Source organism: Streptomyces sp. NPDC006923, assembly GCF_040635655.1.
Classification (GTDB): domain Bacteria; phylum Actinomycetota; class Actinomycetes; order Streptomycetales; family Streptomycetaceae; genus Streptomyces.
The window spans coordinates 460432-483492 of the sequence record NZ_JBEYIF010000005.1; the positions used below are offsets into that span (position 1 = coordinate 460432).

Consider the following 23061-nt stretch of genomic DNA (forward strand, 5'->3'; position numbering starts at 1 on the left):
GGTGAATGCCGCCTCATCGAATCTGTACTCCGGGAGCCATGTAGCCGTTCTTGGCTGGGATCCTGCCCTCCACCACGTCTGCATGGGTAATCGGCCCACCGGGATCGGTGGGCAAGCCGCCCAGCGCCCTCACCCCGGAATCGCCCCTCATGCCGGACGGGCCGTATGCCGTGATGACGTTGCCTGCCCCGGCGCCGCCGCCCTCCGATACCACGATGTTCTCCCCTTGTCGGAAGATCAATCGTCCACTGCCCGCCGTTGAGTGGTACACCGCATCCGGGCTCTTGAGGATCTCAAGGACCCGGTCGTCGCTGAAGCCGTGCATGGAATCCGCGTGGTAGTTGCCGGCCTTTCTCATCCGGTCACCCTGAGCTCTCTCGATGACCTCGTCGGCGGTCTGGATGGCCTTTTCCCTGGCCTGCTGGGCCCTTTCCTCCTTTGTGTACTTGGGCATGAGGCCCAGCGGGTCGCATCCGGTGACCGGGTTGTCCACGTACCCGAGGGGATTCGGCGCGGGAGCGAGGCCGAGGGGGTCCGGGGAGGTGTATCGGCCGGTCTCCGGGTCGTAGTGGCGGAAGCAGTTATAGTGGAGGCCGGTCTCGGGGTCGTGGTACTGGCCGGGGAAGCGGAGGGGGGTGTACGCACTGCTGTCACGGGTCCAGGCCGTGGTGCCCCAGAGCGTGCTCCGGCTGCGCCACGCGGTGTCGCCGGACTCGTCGATCAGTTCGGTGGGTGTTCCCACGAGGTCGGTGGCGATGGCGAAAAACCGCCGGTCGATCTCTTCCTGGCGGGCGTCGGCCGTGAGGATGCGCTCTGTCTGGGCCAGGGGGACGACGTCCCGGTGGTCCCAGGTGAGGACGACCGTGCCCGGAGTGTCCGGCTGGTCGCTGGTCTGTTCGCACAGAGTGAGGCCGTCCCACGTGAAGCGGACTTCCTCCACCACACTTACGCTGTCGGCCGCCAGGCGCTGCTTCGCACTGCGGCGTCCCAGGGGGTCGTAGCGGTACCTCCACCGTGTTCCGTCGGGGGTGGTGACGGACGTGAGGCGGTTCTCCGTGTCCCAGCTGTAGCGCCAGGTGTCGGGCTTGCGGGAGAGACGGGTCTTCTGCCGCAGGGTGACCCGCCCGAGGGCGTCGTGTTCGAAGCGGACGTCTCCGGCCCGGGTGAGGGTGGTGCCGGTGTAGCTGCGCGATCCGGTGGCCTCGCTGCCGGGATGGCGGGCCGGCCAGGACGCCGTGGCCTGATTGCCGGCGTCGTCGTAGGCGTACCGCTCCGTCCAGCCGTGGGCGTGGACGGCGGTGACCCGGCCGGACCGGTCGAGATCGAAGGTGCGGGTGCCCGACAATCGGTCCGCGACGGAGATCAGATGACCGTCGGCACGATAGGTGTAGGCGCGGCTGTTGACGGCGCGCGCTCCGGCGGTGATGTGCTGCGTGGAGAGCCGTCCGGCCTCGTCCCAGGCGGACGTCACGGTGATCGCGTCGCCGAAGGCGCGGGTGAGCTCACGGCCGGCGGCGTCGTGGGTGAAGTCGACGTGCTGACGACCCGTCGTGAGCCGGTGGGGCTGTCCGTCAGAGCCGTAGACGTATGAGGTGACATGACCGGTCGGTGTGGTGCGGCGTGTGCGGCGACCCAGGGCGTCATAGGCGTAGACGAGGGGACGGCCGTCCACCAGCTCGGCCTTGACCTGTCCGCGGCGGTCGTACTGGTACCGGAGTTCGCCGTCCGGTCCGACTGCCTCCAGCAGACGTCCGGCCCCGTCGTAGGTGTAGGCCGTCACCCGTCCGTCGACGTCCTTGCGGATGACCTGCCCGAGCTGGTCACGGACGAACGAGATAGTGCCGCCGAGCGCGTCCACACGCCCGGCGAGTCGGCCGGCGGCGTCCACCTGGTAGGTCAGGGTGCGACCGTCGAAGTCGGTCTCGGAGACGATGTTGCCGACCGCGTCGTACGCGTAACTCCAGGTCAGCCCTTGAGGGCCGGTGACGCGGGTGAGGCGCAGATCGTCGTCGTGCTCGAACTCGTAGCGTGCGCCGTCGGGCCGGGTGCTGGCCAACGGGAGGTCGAAGTGGGTGTACTCGTAGCGGGAGACGCCGCCGGACGCGTCGGTGTGGGTGAGGCAGTTGCCCTCGCCGTCGTAGGCCCACGACTCCGTGGCACCGCCGGGGTCCGTGCGGCGGGCGAGCCATCCGTCTTGGTTCCACTCCAGCCGGGTGACCTCGCCCGACGGGCCGGTGACGCGGACCGGCCGGCCGAGTGCGTCCCGCTCGGTGCGGGTGGTGGATCCGGCTGGGTCGGTCACCTCCACGGGCAGCCCCGCCGCGTCGCACCTCACGTGTGTCGTTGCCCCGAGGGCGTCGGTGACGGAGGTGAGACGGCCGGCGGGGTCGTAGGCAGAGCGGGTGGTGAGGCCGGCCGGGTCGGTGACCGCCGTGCGGTTGCCGGACTCGTCATACTCATAGGTCCTGCGGGCGCCGTCCGGCCCCACGATCTCCACCGGCAGACCGAAAGGGCCGCACACGATGTGCAGCTCGCTGCCGTCCGGCCGGGTGGCCGTGAGCAGGCGGCCGTCCTCGTCGTACGTGAAGGTGTCGGTACGCCCCAGAGGATCGGTGCGGGACAGCAGGTCGCCGCTCGGACCGTAACGGAACCGGGTGGTGTGGCCGTGCGGGTCGGTGGTGGCCAGGACGTGGCAGCCGGGGCCGATCAGGTGCCGGGTGGCCCGGCCGTCGGCGGTGGTCAGGACTGTCGTCCGATGGCCGGTCTCGGAGTCCGGTTCGGTGTAGGCCAGGGTGATCTGGACGTGGCCGGCCTCTCCGCCCTCGGCGACGACGCGGTCGCGATCGTCATAGACGTAGTCGTAGCGATGTCCGTTGGAGTCGATCCAGGCGATGACGCGGCGGCGTTCGTCATAGAGGAACCGTGTGACAGCGCCGGAAGGTCTAGTGACGGTCGTGAGGTTGCCCTCTTCGTAGCCGTAACTCAGCACCGGCAACTCCATGCCGTTCTCGCCCGCGCCGACCAGGGACAGGGCGGTGACCCGGCCGTCGAGGACGGACAGTCGCACCTGGTGGCCCGCCGAGTGGACGAGGGCCAGCGGTAGACCGTCCTCGGCGCGGTCGACCGTGATGGTGTGGCCGTTGCGTTCGGCGATGCCGGACAGCCAGGCCGTACCGTCGCCGCCCGGCTCGGCGCCAGGCGGTGAGGTGAAGTGGCGGATCAGACCGGAGTCTGGATCGGTGACCGTGTAGTCGCCGTCTGCGTCCCGGGCGAGGAACGAGCGGGACCGGCCCGAATGCGGCCGGGTGAGCACGCCCGGGATTGGGTGCGGGTAAGTGATGAGCAGCCCGTCGGCGGTGACGTGGATGACGCCGACCGCGTCGATCTTCAGGCGCTCGTCGACGGTGGACGACCAGGCGGGCCCCAGGAAGCGGCCGGACACGCAGCCGGACTCGGTACGGCGGGTGAAGACCAGCGGCAGGATGCCGGGGATCTCCAAGTCGGTCTGGGGCAGGAACATCCGGCCCGAGGCGAGGTCCACCGGGTCGGTGCCGTCGGTGGTGCGCTCGCCGTCCGGCCGGTTGTGGGCCCCGTCCGGAGCGTCGTCGACCAGCTTGCGCAGCCGGGCGGCGTCGGCGGCCTCCTCGGCGAGGCGCACGCCCTTCAGCGCGGCGCCGCCTCCACCGGTGGCCGCGGTCAGCGCGAGGTCGGGAATCAGCCGGCCGAAGCCCTCGGCCGGGTCCTTCATGAAGTCCTTGACCATCTGAGTGCCGGTGCCGACCGGGTCGTTGGCGGCAACCACCAGACCGGCGGCCAGGCTGTTCAGGGACGTGGCGTACTCGGCCGGGTGCGTGAGGTTGTACGGATCCGTGGGGTTGACGCTGCGGACGAAGTTGAGCAGCCCCGCCGTGCCCTTGATGATGCCACCGCCGACATGGTCACCCATGAGCTGCAGCTCCTGGAAGCCGTCGCCCACCTGCTCGGCGTAGGACGGCTTCTCCGGGGCCATGTCGCGTGCGGCGCGGACCGCCGTGCGCGCGGTCTCCGCCGCCGAGTTCCGCTGCTTGCGAGCCTCGGCGAGGATGTCCTGAGCCTCCTTCATCAGCTTCGTGCCGGGGTCGTCGAAGGTTGTCGCGGGCCTGGGCGGGAGCGAGGCCGGGTCGCGCTGATCCGCGGGCTGGGCGTTGTAGCGGTCGACGGCGCTGTTGTAGGCGTCGACCTTCTTGCGGTGGGCGTCGACGGCGTTCTCGGAGGCATTGACGCCCTCCTTCCACTTGTCGATCGCTGTCTGCGCCTGTCCCTGGGCCCAGGTGACGGTGTCCGCGAACGCCTCGAGCGCGCCGACCGCCTTCGCGTAAGCGTCGGCGGCGGTGTACCACTTGGGCGGCTGGGTGCTCACCGCGGTGCGCAGCGCATCGGCTGCCTCCCCCTTGAGCCGGGACGAGTCGAGACCCTTGAGACCGTCGCCGGTGTCGTCGAAGGCCGACTGGAAGGCGCGGAGCTTTGCGGCGACGGAGTTGATCTTGCTGGGGCTGCCGTAGATCAGCTTGGTCTTGTCCTCGGTCTGCCCGAGGTCCAACTCGTCAACCTCTGCGCCCATCCGGTTGGCGACCGAACGGGACTGTTCACGCGCCCAGTCCGCGCCGGACTTCCAGCCGATGTCCTCCAACCGGTCGGCGGACCAATTGCCCGCGTCCTCGACCCGGTTGCCCACCCACTCGACACCGTCCTCGACCGCGTCCTCGACCGAGTCGGGCGTGATGTCGCTGATGAAGTCGCCGATACCCACTGTCAGATCCCCCCGGACTCACCCTGCTGCTGTTCCCGCTGGGCACGTTCCTCCGGCGAAGGGCCGTAGGCGTCGTCCAGCGCCTTGTTCCACTGGTCGTCCGAGATGCCGAGCGCGTGGTTGAGGATCTCCGACTGTCGGCCGCCCTGGCCCTCGGTGAGAACGGTGCGGCCGGTGTCCTTCCAGGTCTGAGCCATGTCCCGGCCCGCCTGGTCGAACGATTCGGCGCTCCAGTCCGGGTCCAGCGCGTCCGGCGTGAAGATGTCACCCCAGTTCTGCTTGGCTATCTCCTCCTCGCCGGCGTGCGGGTTACCGCCGAACAGAGAGTTGGCGCCCACCTTCAGCGTGCCCGCGATGTACTGGTCGTGCTCCCACAGGGTGCCTGCGGCCAGACCGAGGCGGTTCGCGATCTCGCCGGCATCCCGCACCAGGGCGCGCACGCCCCATTCCCAGCGCTCGCAGAAATCCTCGAAGTCGACCGAGAGGCCGTGGTGCCCGGTCTCCATCCCGGTCATCGCCAGCTCCGAGGAGCCCTTTCCCATCACCGATCCGGTGGCGCCGCCGAGTTCACCGAGTTGGTCGATCGTCGCCCCCACGCCCTGGGTGAACTTGGCGACGGATGCCTTGTCGAGCTGGAGGTCCATTCCGTCGTCGCTCATGCTCGCCCCCCTCCCCGGACTGCCGGTGCGGTCGCGTCGACGGCGACAGCGTTCGGAACGATGCCGACGACCGGCGGAAAGAACATTGACCCTTCCTCGGTGGCGACGTCGACGGCCAGACCAGCGGGCTCGCCCAGGGTGGGCACAATCTCGTCGACGATGCGTGCGCCCAGCAGGGCCGCGTAGTCCATGGGCTGATCAGGAGACGTGTGGTGCACGGCGAACCGGGCCAGGGCCGCCTCGCCGGTGAACCCGCAGATCCACCGCACCCCGCCCGAACGCACCGACCAGAGACCTCCGTCGGTCACCGGCACCAGAAGGACCGAGCGTCGCATCTCGCCGACCAGAGCACGGGGGTCGTCGCCTCCGCTCCTGCGCTCGGCGATGCGCTCGGCGAGCGCCGTATTCGGCTGCCGCATGGGTCCTCCCCGGTCATAGGTGAGTGATGGGACCATGGAGCAGGACGCGTGCGAAGGAGCAGGCGGTTCTCATGGAGGCGCGCCCCGGGCCGGAGGGGAAAGGGACCGGCCGCCCCCGGGTGCGGCATGCATGTCAGCACCAGCTCTCACCCGGCCCCGCACACAGGCACGTTCACGGGCGTGCCGGACTCGGTTCAAAGCACCTGCCAGGAAGCCCGTTCATGCGAACAGGCCGACCTCGGTGTCCTAGACGATTTGGACGGGGTGCACCCGACGTCGGTGAGCGGCCCGCGGCCGCGTAGGAGGAGCTGACGGAGTGTGCTGACGCCTGGCGGGTGATCACGCGGCCCGCCCTGTCACCGGCGCCGCGCCGTGTGCGAAGGCGGTGACCCTCTTCGTGGCGTCCGGTCCGGTCGTGGCGCCCGTCGTGGCGTCCCGCGCGCATCTCCTGTGTGAGTTCTGTTTGCCCGCTGTATGCCTTTTCCCTGTTTTATGGCGCACGGTCGTGAACGCGAGGGGTGTCATCCCGTGCGTCCACTGCCGTCTCGCCTCGCACGCTCCGGTGTTTGGTCTGACAACGATGTCGTCCTCTAGGGCGGACTGTGCGGGCGTATCGCGACGCTGGAGAGGTTACGTGCCCATCACATCCCAAGCCCCCTTGCCCCGCGCGGTTCTTCCGCGCACCGCCCGCCGACGTCATCGGCCCCTGCACGCGACGGTCGCCGCGCTGCTCACCGGCGCACTCGGCCTTGGCGCGCTGGCCGGTGCCGGCGCGGCCGCGGCAGCGCCCCTCGCGACCACCTCCACCGGGTCCTCGGGGACATCGAGCGGTACGGACTGGACGAAACTCGTCGACCCGTTCGTGTCGACCGCCGGCGACGACGGCAACGACCTGCCGGGCGCCCAGGCGCCCCACGGTCTGGCCAAGGTCAACCCGCTGACCACACCGAACCGCAACCACACCGGGTACGACTACAACGAGGACCACATCGCCGGGTTCACCGCGACGAACCTCGACGGTGTCGGCGGCTCGGGAGGCGGCGGCGACCTGCTCGTCGTCCCGACCTCCGTGCGGTACGACAGCCGCCCCGCCACCGGCACGTACGCCCACCCGTACAGCCACGACGACGAGACCGCGACGCCCGGCTACTACCAGGCCGGCCTCGGGGCCCTCTCCGGCACCGGGTCGGCGGTGAAGCAGGACTCCGGCACCATCAAGGCCGAGATGACCGCGACGACGCGCACGGCGTTGCAGCGGTACAGCTTCCCCGCCGGGTCGGACCCCGAACTCGTCCTCGACCTGGCGAACAACTTCACCAGCCGCACCCGCTCGACCCTGAAGGCGACGACGCTCCCGAACGGGACCACCTCGATCACCGGGCTCGTCGCGGGATCGTTCAATGGCGCCTCGTACCAGCTGTACTACAGCGCCACCACGAATGTCCCCGTGACCTCCCTGAAGAGCTGGGGCAACGACGGCAAGCTGAGCGACGCGACCACGCGGGACGGGTCCGACACCGGCGCCGTCCTCGGGTTCGACAAGTCCGCGGGGGACGACATCGAACTGCGGGTCACGCTGTCGCCGATCAGCGCGGAACAGGCCGCGACCGACCAGCGCAACGAGGTGGGCGACCTCACCTTCGACCAGGCGCGCGCCCGGACGAAAGCGGACTGGAACAGCGCGCTCGGCGCCGTCGCCGTGCGCTCCTCGGCGAAGTCCGACCCCGGGTCGACGCTCACCAAGGAGTTCTACACGCACCTGTACCGCATGTACGCGCTGCCGGTGAACGCCACCAGCACCAGCGGTACGTACCGCGGCGCCGACGGAGCGGTGCACCGGGCGAACGGCTTCACGTACTACGACGGCTGGTCCACCTGGGACGACTTCCGCAAGTACTCCGTCGAGGCGTACATCGACCCGGCCACCTACCGGGACATGATCCAGTCGCTGATCGTGCTCTTCGCCGACGCGCGCGCCTCCGGCAAGAGCCTCGGCAGCCTCACCCACTCGGTCCCGACCGTGCGCTGGGAGCGCTCGGCCGTGCTGGTCGCCGACGCGCTGTCGAAGGGCTTCAAGAACTTCGACCGGCTCGACGAGGCGTATCCGGCGCTGCTGTCGTACTCCGGCTACTACACGGGGGCGCAGCTACGCCAGGGATATGTCAGCGGGGATCCCGGTACGACTGTCCAGCGCGGCTACGACCAGTGGGCGCTCTCCGTCATCGCCGACGCGCTCGGCAAGAAGGCGGACGCGAAGAAGCTGCGCGCCCAGTCGACCATGGCGATCGACAACCTGGTGAAGTCCGGCGCCTGGACCGCGGCCGACGGCACCGAGGTCGGTCTGCTCACCCCGCGCGCCGCGGGCGGTGACTGGCAGGGCGCCGACTACGAGAAGTTCGAGGAGGCCGGCCTCTACCAGGGCACGCTGTGGCAGTACCACTGGTACGACGCGTACGACATGGGCGGCCTCATCGAGGCCATGGGCGGACCGAAGGCCGGGAAGGCCGCCGTCAAGCACATGTTCGGCGAGGACTCCACCGCCGACGACGGCTCGACCATGCTGCACTCCAACGCGAACGAGATCGACCTGCAGGCCCCGTACCTCTTCAACTACGTCGGCGAACCGAGCCTGACACAGAAGTGGGTACGCGCGATCTACACCGGCACGACCTGGAACCGCTACATCGCGACGGGCTCCACGAACGAGGCCCCCAGCTCCGGCGGCCAGTTCACCCCGCCGGTCAAGACCCAGGTCTACAAGCTCTCCCCGAACGGCTTCCTGCCGACCATGGACAACGACGCCGGCACCATGTCGACCATGTTCGTCGGTGCCGCCCTGGGCCTGTTCCCGGTGACCGCCGGTTCCAGCCAGTTCCAGATCGGCAGCCCGTTCTTCGACTCCACGACGATCACCTACGCCAACGGCTCGAAGTTCACGGTGAAGGCCGACGGCGTCTCGCCGAGCAACTACTACGTGCGGAGCGCGACGCTCAACGGCAAGCGGTTCGACAACACGTGGCTCGACTACTCCCAGATCATCTCCGGCGGCACCCTGGACTTCACCATGGGCTCCAAGCCCTCCCCGTGGGGCGCCCACACGAAGCCCGCGTACTCGCTGAACACCGACGCGGGTGACACGGGTGACGGCGATACGGGAACGGACAAGGGCGACACCGTCGTCTCCGCCCAGCCGGACACCGTCGCCACCGCCGCCGACGGCACCGTCGACGGGGGCGTGAAGCTGACCCTGGACGGACCGGCGTCGTTCGCCGCCCGCAAGGGCACCAGCCTCACCAGGACCGGGGCGGCGACCGTGACCGGCCTGCCGGGCGGTGTCACGGCGGACCTCCGCGTCAGCGGCTCGCGCACGGCGACGCTGTCGCTCACCGGCACCGCGGAGGTCGACGCGCGCTTCGGCATCACCTTCCACGACACGGCCTTCGCCCACGGCGTGCGGGCCTCGACGGTGAGCGGCACCGGGATCTCCCCGACCGACCCGCTCCTCATCTCCGCCGCCGCGGTGCACCGCGAGGCCCTCGGCGCACTCGTCGACCAGGCGTCCCTGGTGCGCAGTGGCAACTACTCCGACGGCTCCTGGAGCCTGTTCCGGTCGGCGCTCGAACGCGCGCGGACCGTCCTCGCGGACCCCACGTCCGCGACCGGCACGATCATGGCCGCCGACGACGCGCTGCACTCCGCCATCGACGCGCTCACCCTCGACGAGGGCGGCTACGCCGTCCTGCAGGCCGAGGACCCCGACGAGAAGGAGGGCCCCAGCCTCGTCAGCGAGCGGAACAACTCGGACGGCAACCTCGGCGGCGTCACCGAGGGATCGTGGGAGCGGTTCACCAGGCTGGACTTCGGCGGGGTCGCCCCGCAAAGCATCTCGGTCCGCTACGCGAACTCGCAGGCGACCAACGCGAAGCCGAGCAGCGTCGACATCCACGCCGGCGCCGCCGACGGCCCCGTCGTCGCCACCGTCCAGCTCCCCGGAACCGGCGGCTGGCAGTACTACAACACGGTGCAGGCGGCCGTCACCGACCCGGACGCCCTGCTGGACGCGAAGAGCGCGACGTTCGTGTTCCACGCCCCGCCCGGGCAGCAGTGGGTGTCGAACTTCGACTGGCACCAGTTCTCGCCGTACGAGGTCTCCGCGTCCCCCACGACCACGCTCGCCACGCTGACCCCGGTGAACGCCACCGCGACCGGTGACGGCTCGCTCCCGCTCACACTCTCGAACGGCATCTTCGAGAACGTGACGAACGGCGCGTGGGCGCGGTGGAAGGACACCGACCTCCGCGACGGCGCCGACACCCTCACCGTCCGCTACGACAAGCCCCAGTCCCGCGCGGCGTCGGACTCGCACATCGAACTGCGCCTCGGCTCGAAGGACGGCCCGAAGAGCGTCGACATCCCCCTCGACTACACCGGGTCGGGCTGGGGAACCATCGCCACCACGAGCGTGCGGCTCGACCCGGCCGTCTTCACCGGCGTCCAGGACGTGTACGCCGACTTCGTCTCCAGCACACAGACCAGCTCCCAGCCCTATGTGGCCAACGTCTACTCGCTGACCCTGACGCAGGACGCCGGCGCCCCCGTGGGCTTCGACGCCACCGCGTTCCGCTCGAACAGCGGTGGCGGGCTCAAGAGCGAACCGGTCGGCTGGACCGGCTCCGGTTCCACCACCGACCTCGGCGGCACCTACGACGGAGCCTGGCTCGACTACGGGGACATCGACTTCGGCGGCTCCCCCAAGAGCACCGTCACGATCACCTATGTCAACAACTCCGCCCGCTGCGGCACCGGTTCCGCCGTCCAGCTCTACCTGGACTCCTTCGACGCGGCCGACCCCGGCACGCCCTACGCGACCGTACCGCTGCCGGTCACGGGAAGCGCGTGGTCGTCAGGCGGGACGACGAGTCTGACGCTGCCCGAGGCGATCACCGGCAGGCACGCCGTGCACCTGCGGCTGACGACGAACCCGGACTCCTCGCACCCGTACGTCGCGAATCTGGGCCGGATCACCTTCAGCCACGTCGACACGCCCGCCGTCACGGACACGTCCGCCCTGCGGAAGGCGATCGACCGGTACGAGGCGCTCTCCGGCGACGCGGAGCGCTACGACACGATCGACTTCGGTGTGTACCGGCGTGAACTCGCCGGGGCGCGCGCCCTCGTCGACTCCGACGACGCGACGCAGCTCGACGTCGACGCGCAGACGCGCAGGCTCACCCTGGCCGCCGAACAACTGGTCCCGGTGCCGAGGCTGCGACTGGAGGACCTGGTCACGACCGCGTCGGCCCTCGGCAACGACCGTTACACAGACGCGTCGTGGAAGGCGTTCACCACGGCACTCGCCGAGGCGAGGACCGAGGTCGCGGACACCGCGGCCACGGACGCGACCCTCACCGCTCGGTACGGGGCCCTTCGGCATGCCCTGTCCGCGCTCATCACGAAGCCCAGGACGGTGCCCGCCACGCCTGACGCGGTGTCGGCGACGTCGTCCGGCTCCAGTGTGACGGTCGCCTGGTCCGCGCCTGAGGACACCGGCGGCTCGCCGGTCACCGGTTACAAGGTCACCCTCAGCGACGGCCACCAGGTCGAGATCCACGATCCGGACAGCCGGAGCACCACGTTCACCCGGCTGCGGGCCACCAGGTCGTACACGGCACGCGTCCAGGCGGTGAACGCGTTCGGCGCCTCGCGCCCGAGCGCCGCCACGGCGCCCGTGGTGACCGGCGGCGGCAAACCGCAGAAGCCGATCGTGCAGGGTGTGCTCACCGACGGCAAGCAGGTCCGCGTGACCTGGCGGGCGGCCGGCGACGGCGGATTCCCGATCATCGGCTATACCGTGGCCCTCGGTGACGGGACCACCGCGCACGTGCCCGCCACGACCGACACGGCACTGCTCACGACCACGAGCAAGGCCACGGCGCACACGGCCACCGTGACCGCGGTCACCCTGGCCGGAACCTCGGACGACCCCCGCGCGACCGCCCCGGCGACCGCCTCCGACCCGGCGTACGAGCCGTCCCCCTTCCCGGACGACACACTGAACGCGACCTACGCGTCGGACACCTGGCCGGGGGGCGGCGACGGCACGGACTACTTCACCAGCCTGCTCAACGGTGTCGACGACCTGCCCTCCGGCGTCCTCGGCACCAACACCAAGGTGCCCAACGGCACCGCGCTCACCGCTGAGAACGACCAGATCGCGGTGCGTATCAACAACGCGGCGACACAGAAGGAGGTGGACCGGGCCGAGGTCGACGCGACCAACAGCGCCACCGTCACGATGGCCGACGGCCTCGGCTCCCGGCTCGGCCAGATCTACCGCGACGCCCTGAACGGCGGCCGGCTGCCGAAGACCAGCGCACTGTTCTCCCGCGTCACGAAGAACCTCGACAAGGTCGACGCGGCGAAAGACCACTACGGCTACCAGCGCCCGTACGTCCGGCTCGGGTTCGTCGGCGACGGCGGCGACATCTACGAGTCACAGGACGGCTCGTACGGCAGCCTCGCCACCAGCGGCTCCTACCCGAGCGGCCACACCTACGGCGGCTACGAAGCCGGAACCGTCCTCGCCACGCTCCTGCCGGAGCTGGCACCGTCGATCCTCGCGCGCACCTCGGAGTACGGGAACAACCGCATCGTCCTCGGGTTCCACTACCCGCTCGACGTCATGGGCGGGCGCATCGCCGGACAGGCCACCGTCGCGCACCGATGGGCGGACCCCGACTTCGCGAAGCTGCTGACCCAGGCCCACACCGAGATGGAGAACGTGCTGCTCGCGCAGTGCGAGAAGGAGGGATACGGCAACACGCTCGCGGCCTGTGAGGGCGACTCCTACGGCGGCCTGAGCAGGGCGCAGCACGTCGACCTGTACACGCGGCGCCTGACCTACGGGCTCTCCCCGGTGGGGAAGTCCGGGCAGGCCCTCAAGACGCCGTCCGACGCGGCGGCCCTGCTGATCACCGCGTTCCCGGACCTCAGCACCGAGCAGCGCACGCAGATCCTGGAGCAGACCGCGACAGACTCCGGCTCCCCGCTGGACCTCACCGCGGCCGGCGGCGCGAGCTGGGAGCGGATCAACCTGGCGGCCGCGATGGCGGCGCACGTCGTCGTCAACGCCGACGGGTCGGTCACGGTGAAGAACTTCTCGGACGCCACCAGGGCCAGTGTCGCCGACGCGAAGGCGATCACCGTCGGAGGCGTCGCGATCGACGGGTTCGCTCCGGCAGTGTCCACCTACGTCGTCGACTGGCCGAAGAACAAGAAGATCCCGGCCGTCTCCGCCGTACCGGCGCAGTCCGGCGCGCGGGTGAAGGTCACCGACGGCGGTACGGTCCTCTCGTCGACCGGGTCCCGGTTCACCACCCGCACGATCAAGGTGACCTCGGCCAGCGGCTCGGTCACCCGGACCTACACGGTCGCGTTCCAGCCCACGGACCGCGACGACCGGCCGGTCGCGGCCGGCGGCAAGGGCCATGACGGCGGTGACGCCGCCGTCGTGGGATCCGGCCCGTGGCCCACCTCCGGCCTGTTCGGCGTCGGGGGCATCGGGGGCACCGGGGGCATCGGCGGCGTCGGCGGCGGGGGCTTTTGGGCACGTTCGGTCGACGGCGCCGGACTCCGCTCGCCGGTGCCGGCGTGGACGGAGCCCAGGTGATCCCCCGGGCGCCGGGCACGACGTGACCACCGGACCTGCCGCGCCCCGCGGGGCCGCGGCGGAATCCCGCTGATCCTCGGGAGGCGCACCGCCACGGGCGGACGGCCCCTCCGGGCGAACCCTGGTGTTCGCCCGGAGGGGCCGTCGCCATGACGGCCCGGCCGTTCGTTTGTGCCGATGACCCGGGCGCCTTCTTGGGTACGGACGAGGCTCGGGCGAAGGGGGAGTTGGCCGCAGTCGATCTTGTCGGCGACCTGCGAAACCCGTGCCGCTCCTTGGAGGTGCTCGGGCTGCTCCAACCGGCACGATGATGTTCGGGTGACGACGCCTGAACCCAGACGGAGACAGGGGGTAATACCCATGGTTGTGCCCATCGGGTCCGACGAGTGGCCCGCGCGCAGTCTGCTGGGGGTGCTGTCGCCCCCGGCGCGGCGAGACCTGCTCGGCCTGGGTACCGAGGTCCAGTTCGACGTGGGTGCCGTGCTGCTGAGAGAGGGGGACAACGACCAGCACGTATTTCTGCTGGTGTCCGGTTTCGCCAAAGTCACGGCGACCGTGGAGAACGGTGAGACCTCACTCCTTGCGGTCAGGGCCGCCGGGGACACGGTGGGTGAGATGGCGACCATGAGCGGGGCCCCGCGCTCGGCGACGGTCACCGCCTGCGGTCCGCTGACCGCCCGAGTGTCGCAGAGCGGTGAACTGCGGAGGCTTCTGGAGCGCAACCCCGTGATCTCCATGGCCTTGACCGGCATGGTCGCCGATCGGCTGCGCTGGGCGAACCGGCGGCGGCTGGACTTCCGCGGCTATCCGGCAAAGGTGCGGCTGGCCCGGCTGTTGGTGGAGCTCGCCGAGTCCTACGGTTCGTCGCGGGATGAAGGTGTGGTGATCGGCTGCCGGCTGACGCAGCCGGAGCTGGCCACCATGGTCGGCGCCGCCGAGACGACGATCCACAAGGTACTGCGTGACCTGCGTGACGAGGGCTTGTTGGAGACTGGCTACCGCTCCACCACCATCCGGGACCTGCCCGAGCTCGAACGACTCGCGGACATTCGGACACCTCGCGGACCTGGCCCACGAAGGGCCGCAGCCGACCCGACATCAGACCGGTGACGTCAGACCAGTAGCGGCAGCAGGGTTGCGCTCAGCCCCGCGCTCGCACTCGCGGCCTCCTCGTCCGGTGGATTGGCGGTCCGATCCGCAACAGCCGAAGACCACCGCACTGCCGCCGGACTCACCGCCCACCGATCAGGCCGCGGACGAACAGCGCCTACAGCGCTCTGGCGAACACTCCGGCCCGCCCCGTGCTCGCAGGCGAGCACGGCCCCACGACTCCATGCCCCTGCCGTGCCGACAGGGCCGGCCCGCACCGCCGCCAGGACGCCGGCCCTCGCGTCCGCGTGCTGGTGCGCCGTTTGCGGCGTGGTGAACATGCACTGCGAGGAACGGTTGTCGGATGCCCGGACGCCCGGTGTCATGGACGTCTCTCCGTGGGCGAGGGTGTGCTGTGTCCAGTGGGCTTCTGTGGGTCATGGCCCTCGCGAGCGGTCACAGATCTCGGCTCCCGTAATCCCGTAATTCCAGGGGGTTCACACCGGGCCGAGGGTGTACGACTTGAGTGTCGGCACTGGGGTGAGGAAGGTACGGGCGTCGGTCTGCCGTGGAGCAAATCCATTGATTAACAGGGGAATGGAGCGAAACGGAAGTCTTCCCCTCAAGTGCGGCTAATGAGAGGCGACATGACAGCGAACGGTACGGAAGGACCGGGCAGCGCAGGAGGGTTCGAGCGCAGGCTCCTGCTGGCGGTCGACGCGAAGGGGTACGGTCGCGCCGATACGGTGACGCAGCGTGAGTTCCAGGAGGCGATCACTCGACTGCTGGACGCGGCAGCCGCCACCGCCCGGCTGTACCGCGCGTCTTGGGTGATCCAGGAAGGTGGGGACTCCGTGTTCGCCGTTCTGCCCGGGAAAGCCTACGAGCCCGCCCTGATCGACACCTTCATGCGCGCTCTGGACGCCGGACTGCGGGCCTTCAACCAGAACCGGGTGCCGCGAGGCCGGCTCAGGCTCAGGGCGGCCGTCCACTTCGGCGCGGCCTCGCTGGGCGCCAACGGCTTCGTCGGGCGGGCTCCCGTTGAGACCGGACGCATCCTCGACTGCACGGCGTTGCGCAGGGCTCTGCAGGTGGCGCCGGATGCCTGCCTGGCCGTCGCTGTGTCGGCGGCCGTGTTCCACGATGTCGTACGGGACGCGTACACGACCATTCCACCGGACGAGTTCTGTCAGGTGCGGGTCGAAGAGAAGGAGTACGAGGGAGAGGCTTGGATTTGGGTTCCGGGCTTCGGCATACGGCAATCGGACCTGGAGCCGGACCGGCGGGCGACCGTTCCGGGCGCCGAGGGACCCGAGACCGACGGAGGGGACTCCGGCGCCGGGGAAGCTCCGCTGCCGCCGGAGGGGCCCACCGGCCCCGTGAACAAGAGCGGCGTGCCCCGGGTAGAGGTTGACCTGGAGGTGGAGAAGATAGCGGGGGCCGCGACCATGGTGCGCACGGACCGGCTTGAGGGCACCATCAAAGCCACTGCCAAGGTCGGTTGCGTGACGTCCGAAGGAACATTTGTCGGGGCGGACATTTTTACCACCAGGGACGAGAAGTGACCGCCCACCCCCGGACGGGCCGCGCCTTCGAGGACGTGGTCCGAGCCCGGACAGAGGCGGACTTCGTCGAGCGCACGTGGCTGTACGACGAGATCGAGCGGGCGCTGGAAACCGATCGGGGCCAGTACGTCCTGGTGACAGGCGAGCCGGGAGCGGGCAAGACCAGCCTGCTCGCCGGTATGGCGCGGGCACATCCCGAAAGACTCCGCTACTTCTTCCGACGGGACAGCCGGATTGCGCTCACCGGCGGGGACATTCAGTCCTTCCTGCTGGCCATCGGGCATCAGCTCGCCCGAGTGCGCCCGGAGCTCTTCGAACTGGAACACCTGGAGGTGGTGATCAAGCAGCACATCGACTCGGTCGCGGCCGAGGGCCGTGTGGTCGGCATCAGGATCGAGGACCTGAGCGTGTCGCCGTTCCACCGCACGGCCACCCTGGAAGTCGAGCAGCGCATCGTCAACGTCGAGGGCGAGGCCCATGCCGTCGAGATCGGCACCGCCCGACTGGAGCCCCGCCTGCTGGAACCCGACAACCTGGCGCACCTGGCACTGATCGGGCCCGCGCAGGTGCTGGCCGCACAGAATCCGGAGGCCAGAATCGTCATCCTGCTCGATGCGCTGGACGAGATAGCGGACGACACGAGCGAGCCCGGAAAGGGGCTCCTGCACTGGCTGGCCCGTTCGCCCGAGCTGCCCGCCAACGTCAAAGTGGTCATCACCGCCCGACCACATTCCGGGCTGCGGCTGTTCCGCGCGGCCCGCGAGGACGGGCTCACCGAAGTGGTCATCGACGCCGGCTCACCCCAGGTCGTAAATGACTTGCACAGGTATGCGGACCGCGTCCTGGAGACGGATGCCGTCATCGTCGCGGAAAGGTCCAGGGGCAACCTCCCGGGCAGTACGAAGCGGTACGCCGTTCACAGGGCAGCCGGGAACTTCCTGTATCTGGCCACCTACGCGCGGGCGCTGATCGACGCCGCCCAGGAACAGAACGACGAGATGGTCGACAGGCTGCTCGCGTTCAGCGGCGTACCAGGCAATTTGCCCGGGCTGTACGGGTTTTTTGTGGAGCTGGTCCGCGAGGAACTCACTCCGTGGCCAAGAGGCAGGAGCGGTTCGTTGTCCGGCTGGGAAGGGGTGGGCCGGCCGATCATCGGTGTGCTGACCGTGGCGAGGGAGGCGCTGACGGAGGAGCAGCTCACCGCGCTGTCCGGCGCTCCCGTGAGCGACGAACCCGCGCGGAAGATCCTTGAGGGCCTGCGCTGGCTGCTGGAACGCCGAAGCGACCGGATCGCTTTCTTCCATACCTCGATCAGCGAGTTCCTCGCCGGGAAGGAAGCCCACGACAAGCACCCGGAGTGCTGGGTCGACGAGACTCGGTGGCACGAACGGATCGTTCGGCACTACCGGGGCGCCGCACCGAGCTGGGCGGAGGTGAACTGGTCGCAGGTGGACCGCTACGGCCTGGCCCACCTGGTCGCACACCTCCTGAAAGCCGGGCCGGGCAGCTTCGACGAGGCCGTCGACCTCGTCTGCCCCGGTCTGCGCAAGGCCGTGCGGGTCGAGTTCGGAGCCGAGGGCCGCTTTCTGGAGCTCGTTGACAGCGTCGCCCACCACGTCGCGGACACCGCGCCCGTCGCCACCGGACTGCCCGCGATGACGTACCTCGCCGTCGTGCGTCACCAGGCCGCGCAGTCCAGCGGCGCGCTGCCGCCCAGGGTGATCGGCCTGCTCGCCCGGTTGGGCCGCCTCAGGGAGGCCCTGGAACACGCGGCCGGGGTCACGCCGTCGCTGTGGCAGTTCACGGCCTTCGCGGAGATCCTGCGGTATGCGCGTCCCGGACTCGGCGATCCCTCCTCCGACGACCTGTTGGACCTCCTGGTCGAGTCCGCGCTGACGGTTCCCAGAAGCGGTGGCTACTACGGCAACAGGGACGCAGACAGCGCAATTGAGGCGGCCGCACGACTGGTGGCACCTCACGATCTCGAACGTGCGTTGCGGCTCTGGCGGTACGGACGCGAGGCGGCGTCTCGAGAGTCCCTCCCCGAGAAGGAGCCGGACTCCGTGTACCGTGCCGCCGCCGTCGCGGAACAGGACGTGGACAAGGCCCGCGCCCTCATCGACAGCATCAGCGCAGAGCGCTGGTCCGACTACCTGGACCTGGCGGAGCGCACCGACCCGGCAAGGGCCATCGAGCTGCTGCGGGCGGCCGAGTTCGCCCTGGAAACCGTGGATCCGGCAACCCGTGTCCTGGCCCTGGCGAGGCTGGCCTCCGCATGGAAGGCACACGATCCGGACATCAGTCGGCGATTCCTTGCCGAGGTACGCGCTCACGTCTTCGCTGCCGGCGAAGAGAAGAAGAGCGGCGGCCGACTGGTCGTAAAGGGGCTCGACGCCTGTCTGGTCGATGCGGCAGGCGTGCTGGCGGACGTGGACCGCACCACGGCTCGCTTCCTGCTGGCTCGTTTGGACACGGTCGTGGCGGGGCGCGCGGTCCTCGACGGTGTACGGCTCTGGACCCACTGGAAACGGCCCGAGCGCGCGCGGACTCTCGCCGACCGGTATCTCGCGAAGGCCCCGGGCGACTGGGCGCGACTGGACGTGATGAAGGCCCTGGGGCAGTCGAGCCGGGCGAAGGAACTGAGGCTCGTGGAACGGATCCATGCGGCCATCCCCGAGCCACCTGCCGATCCAAAGGCGTACGCGTCGCAGAGCTCGGACCGCGACGACGAACTGATCCGCGTGGTGCGGACCATGGCCGAGTACGACGTAGACCGGGCTGCGCAGATGGCGCGGGGCATGTCCCGAACCACCTGGAGGGACGACTGGTATGCCCGGGACAGGGCCATGGCCGCGACCTCGCCCCCGGCCCAGGAGGTCTTCGGAGACGACCGGTACTCGGTCCTCGCCGGTATCGCCCATCTCCGCGTCGCCCGAGGCCAGACCGCCCAGGCCGGCAGGATCCTGGAGGAACTGCTGAGGTGCGGGGAGGAGCCCGCACCGCTCCGCGGGGGCGACGGTGTCGGTGCGGGCTTCGCGAGTGCGCTGCCCGCTTCGAGTGAGCCTCCAGCCAGGAATGACTGGGAGCGGATGAACGCCTACGCCTTCATGGCCGTGTTCAATCTGAGCCATGATTGGGCCGTTCGCGTGAGTAATCACTTCTTTCGGGATCCGGCCGACGTCGTCCGCGCCATCGAGCTCTACTCAAGCGGCAACACCGCCAGAGTGGTACGGCGGTTGGCGGAGCGGCTGGCGCACCGGAACCGCTCGGTGGCGGGCCCCGTCGTACGCTCCATCGCGGATCCCGGGGAACGGGCCATCGGTTTTGCGGAACTACACCGGGCCGCGCACGGCCCCGTCAGCAGCTACTCCCCTCACTCGCCCGAGGCGGATGCGTTCTCCAGGGAGATCGATCGCGCGCTCGGCGAACTACCGCGCTACCGATGGACGGTTCCCGACGCACACGTCGCGGAGCAGGAAGCGTGGGCGTACGCGCGTCCCGATCACCGTGTCCGCTTCGAGCTCGCCGTGCGCGCTCTGGGGTGTCGGGCGGAGGACATGAAGGCGATCGAGGGGCTGACCTACCTGTCCTTCGCACATCACTTCTCCCAGCGTGTGTGGGTGTCGGAGGCGTATGCCACCGACGTGATCGACAAGAGACCTCCCCACGAGTCATTCAGGGGACTTCATCCGAAGAGTCTCGGCCTTGAGCACGACCTGAACCGGCGCGACCTGGCCGAGATCATGGCGGCCGCATGCGCGTACCACGAATACCGGATCGCCCGCGAGGTTCCCGGACATCGGATCCGCGCGCCGAAGGTACACATCGAGGAGCCGATCTACGCCGCGGCCGTGGACCTCGTGAGGGCCGCGCCCGGCGCCCCGCTCAGCCCTTCGTTCATCGAACGCCTGCGGAAGTTGCTCGACGCCGGCACGCTGCCCGCGGCGGCGGAACTGCTTGCGTTCGCCGCGGAAATCAGGCCGGAGAACCGACACAGACTTCGTGAACTGGCCATGGAGGTCATGGCGAAAGCCGGCGACGGCTCCGCGGTCGGCGTGGACGCGCTGGCCGCTCTGGCGGTGTCGCCCGCCCTTGGTGACCTGGTGGACCTCGTCGGCCTTCTGCGTGAAGCAGAACGCTGCGACATCCGCCTTCCGGTACATGCCTGGATCCCCAGGTATGTCGTGGTCCGTCTGTTCCCGGCCCTGCTGGACCGCGCCCCGGCGGTCGCGCTCCGCAGGTTCTACGAGGCCGCTTCGAGTGACTGGTCCTCCGCCATGTGGCTGTTGGAACACGCGCCGGATGCCCTGCTGGAGGCGCTGGGCGCCGGCGCGGCGGCCACCCTCGGCTCGGCCATCGCCCGCGGGCTCGCCTGCACCTCTCCCGAGGGTGTGGTCCCCGATGTCGTGGACGGTGTCCGTCTGGCGCACCTTGTCGCCACTGGTCCTACGGAAAGGGGGCAGGCATTATGACGCATCCCGTCGACCCCGTGGTGGCCCGGGCGCATGCGGACGTCCTGGACCTGTTCCGCCGGAATACCGACGGACTCGACGAGGTGTGCCGCGCGGCACGGGACCGGCTCGCGAGGATGCCGGATCTCGACCCGCACGATCTGCGCACCTGGACCTCGTACAAACTGATCACGGCGGACGTACAGACGCTCCTCGGCTACATGCGCGAAGCCGGTGTCCCGAGCAGCGAGTCGCAGCGCTTCCGTTCCTTGCTGATCCGCGTTCTCGACTACCTCTGCGCATCCGAGGGTGCGGAGACCGGCGTCGTTCTCGCGGAGCTCGTCCACAGTGAATGGAAAACGCGAATCGGGGAGTCGGACACAGCCACGGTCTACGCCGCCGAGCGACTTGCCCTGTGCCTGTATGAACAGGGTGCGCCGAAACGGGCCAGGCCGCTGTTCGAACGGGTACATCAGCAGCGGTCGAGCCTATGCGGTGACGACGATCCCGCCGCCCTCCTCGCGGCCTGCAACCTGGGCGCGTGCCTCAACCTCCTTGAGGAGCACCGTGCGGCGTTCCTCCTCAACGAGGACACCCTGCGACGCTGTGAGCGACGACTCGGCAGGTACCACGAGACGACGATCTCGGCCACTCGGACCCTGGCGGCCAGCCTGTTCGGGCTGGGGAGGCACCAGGACGCGCTGACCCTGTACCGGGACGTCCACTCGCGGCGGAGACGGGTGTCGGGAGAGGATTCCCTGCCGACGCTGAACGCGGCGGCGAGCATCGCCGTCGCCCTCCACGAGCTCGGGAACTACGAGGCGGCACGCGCCATCAATGCGGACCTGCTGCCGAGATTCAAGCGGCTGGCCGGGAAGGAGTACCCGGACACCAAGCGTACGCACGCCCGTCTGGTGCGGAATCTCCGGGCGCTCGGGCGTTACGAGGAAGCCGATGAAGTCCACGGCGGAATACCGAAGTACGGATCGCCAACATCCCACGGGGGGCCCGGGGCCCTTGCGCCTCGTCATCGAGGAGCTTGAGCACACCAGCATCCGAGGACGACCTTTGGCATGCCCTCCGGAGTAGGGAGGCTCGACGGGGCCCCGGCGGACGGTGTCTTCGCTCACGCCGTGGTGCTGGCGGGAGCAAGGGCGACGAGGGGCGCGTCGCACGAGCGGAGGAGCGAATGCTGGACTCGATGCCGGGGAGACGGGCGAGCGGCGACGCCGGGTTGGCATCAGCACCGAGCCTTGCCACCCGCCGTGATCCCGGTCCCCGTGCGTCCCGTCCCGCGAGCATCCGGGACTCGCTGCCGGCCGCCGATGAACCCACCGCCACCGCCGCCTAAAGTGCGGAGTGGAGCCGTTTGTACTGTGCGGCCCTGAACATCTGAAAGGAAAGCCGTCGTGAAGACCTTCACCCTGCCCGGCACCGACATCCTCGCCCCGAACGTGGTGCTCGGCTTGATGCGAATCGCCGACAAGACGGACGACGAGGTTCGCGAACTCGTTCGCACCGCGCGCGACGCGGGCATCGACTTCGTTGACCACGCCGACGTATACGGAGGCGAGCTGCACGAGTGTGAACGCCGCTTCGCCGACGCGATGGCGCTGAGCCCGTCGCAGCGCGACGAGATCACGATCCAGACCAAGGCGGGAATCGTCACGGACGGGCCGTACTACGATTTCTCCTACGAGCACATCGTCAAATCGGTCGAGGGCTCACTCGCGGCCCTGCGGACCGACCGCATCGACATCCTGCTGCTGCACCGTCCCGACGCGCTTGTCGAGCCCGAAGAGGTCGCCCGCGCCTTCGACGATCTCGAATCCGCGGGGAAAGTGCGCGCCTTCGGTGTCTCGAACCAGACCCCACGCCAGATCGACCTGCTGCGCAAGTACGTGCGTCAGCCCATCGTGGCCAACCAGCTTCAGCTCTCGATCACGCACGGGCCGATCGTCACTCAAGGCGTCGCCACGAATATGCTCGCGGAGCAGCAGTCGGTCACCCTCGATGGCGGAGGGATCGTCGACTACTGTCGTCTGAACGACATCACCATCCAGGCGTGGTCTCCCTTCCAGGCCGGTTTCTTCACGGGTGTCTTCCTCGGCTCGCCGGACTACCCCGAGCTCAACGCTGTGATTGACCGTCTTGCCGGCCAGTACGACGTCCCCGCCATCGCGATCGCGACTGCCTGGATCACACGCCACCCGGCGCAGATGCAGGTCGTGCTGGGCACCACCAGCCCGGAGCGCGTCGCGGGCGCCGCCCAGGGCTCCGAACTTCCACTCACCCGGGCCGAGTGGTACGAACTGTTCCGCGCCGCGGGCCACCTCGTTCCCTGAATCCGGCTGCTCGGCACCACCCGATCATCCGGAACCGGACCGCACGGGCCGGTGTGGCCCTGTCACTCATTTTCA

9 protein-coding genes are annotated in these 23061 nt (G+C 69.4%); 6 read left to right on the plus strand and 3 right to left on the minus strand.

Annotated elements, in window-relative coordinates; translation table 11 throughout:
- Positions 1-13 precede the first annotated feature (13 nt).
- The 3 genes from ABZ707_RS13110 to ABZ707_RS13120 are packed head-to-tail and all read right to left on the minus strand — an operon-like array spanning position 14 to position 5867.
- The gene (locus ABZ707_RS13110; RefSeq protein ID WP_360172396.1) at positions 14-4789 is read right to left on the minus strand and encodes a putative T7SS-secreted protein; all 4776 of its coding nucleotides are present in this window, start codon (positions 4787-4789) and stop codon (positions 14-16) included.
- Positions 4790-4791: 2 nt separating this feature from the next.
- Complete coding sequence (locus ABZ707_RS13115; protein ID WP_360172399.1) at positions 4792-5448, minus strand: hypothetical protein; 657 nt, start codon at positions 5446-5448, stop codon at positions 4792-4794.
- Positions 5445-5867, minus strand: a complete 423-nt coding sequence (locus ABZ707_RS13120) for an SseB family protein (protein WP_360172401.1) — start codon at positions 5865-5867, stop codon at positions 5445-5447. Before ABZ707_RS13120 ends, ABZ707_RS13115 begins: the two co-directional genes overlap by 4 nt.
- A gap of 634 nt (positions 5868-6501) precedes the next feature.
- Here ABZ707_RS13120 and ABZ707_RS13125 point away from each other — a divergent pair.
- The 6 genes from ABZ707_RS13125 (at position 6502) to ABZ707_RS13150 (ending at position 22986) form a co-directional block, all read left to right on the plus strand.
- Entirely contained in the window at positions 6502-13536 is a 7035-nt protein-coding gene (locus ABZ707_RS13125) for a glycoside hydrolase domain-containing protein (RefSeq protein WP_360172404.1), read from the plus strand.
- A gap of 360 nt (positions 13537-13896) precedes the next feature.
- On the plus strand, positions 13897-14646 hold the full coding sequence (locus ABZ707_RS13130; protein ID WP_360172407.1) for a Crp/Fnr family transcriptional regulator: 750 nt from the start codon (positions 13897-13899) through the stop codon (positions 14644-14646).
- A gap of 626 nt (positions 14647-15272) precedes the next feature.
- Entirely contained in the window at positions 15273-16190 is a 918-nt protein-coding gene (locus ABZ707_RS13135) for a hypothetical protein (RefSeq protein WP_360172410.1), read from the plus strand.
- Positions 16187-20662 (plus strand): AAA family ATPase, encoded by a 4476-nt coding sequence (locus ABZ707_RS13140; protein WP_360172413.1) that lies wholly within the window; start codon positions 16187-16189, stop codon positions 20660-20662. The genes ABZ707_RS13135 and ABZ707_RS13140 overlap by 4 nt, the downstream gene beginning before the upstream one ends.
- Positions 20659-21684, plus strand: a complete 1026-nt coding sequence (locus ABZ707_RS13145; protein ID WP_360172416.1) for a tetratricopeptide repeat protein — start codon at positions 20659-20661, stop codon at positions 21682-21684. The genes ABZ707_RS13140 and ABZ707_RS13145 overlap by 4 nt, the downstream gene beginning before the upstream one ends.
- A 366-nt stretch (positions 21685-22050) precedes the next feature.
- Positions 22051-22986, plus strand: a complete 936-nt coding sequence (locus ABZ707_RS13150) for an aldo/keto reductase (RefSeq protein WP_360172419.1) — start codon at positions 22051-22053, stop codon at positions 22984-22986.
- The last annotated feature ends 75 nt before the right edge of the window (positions 22987-23061 follow it).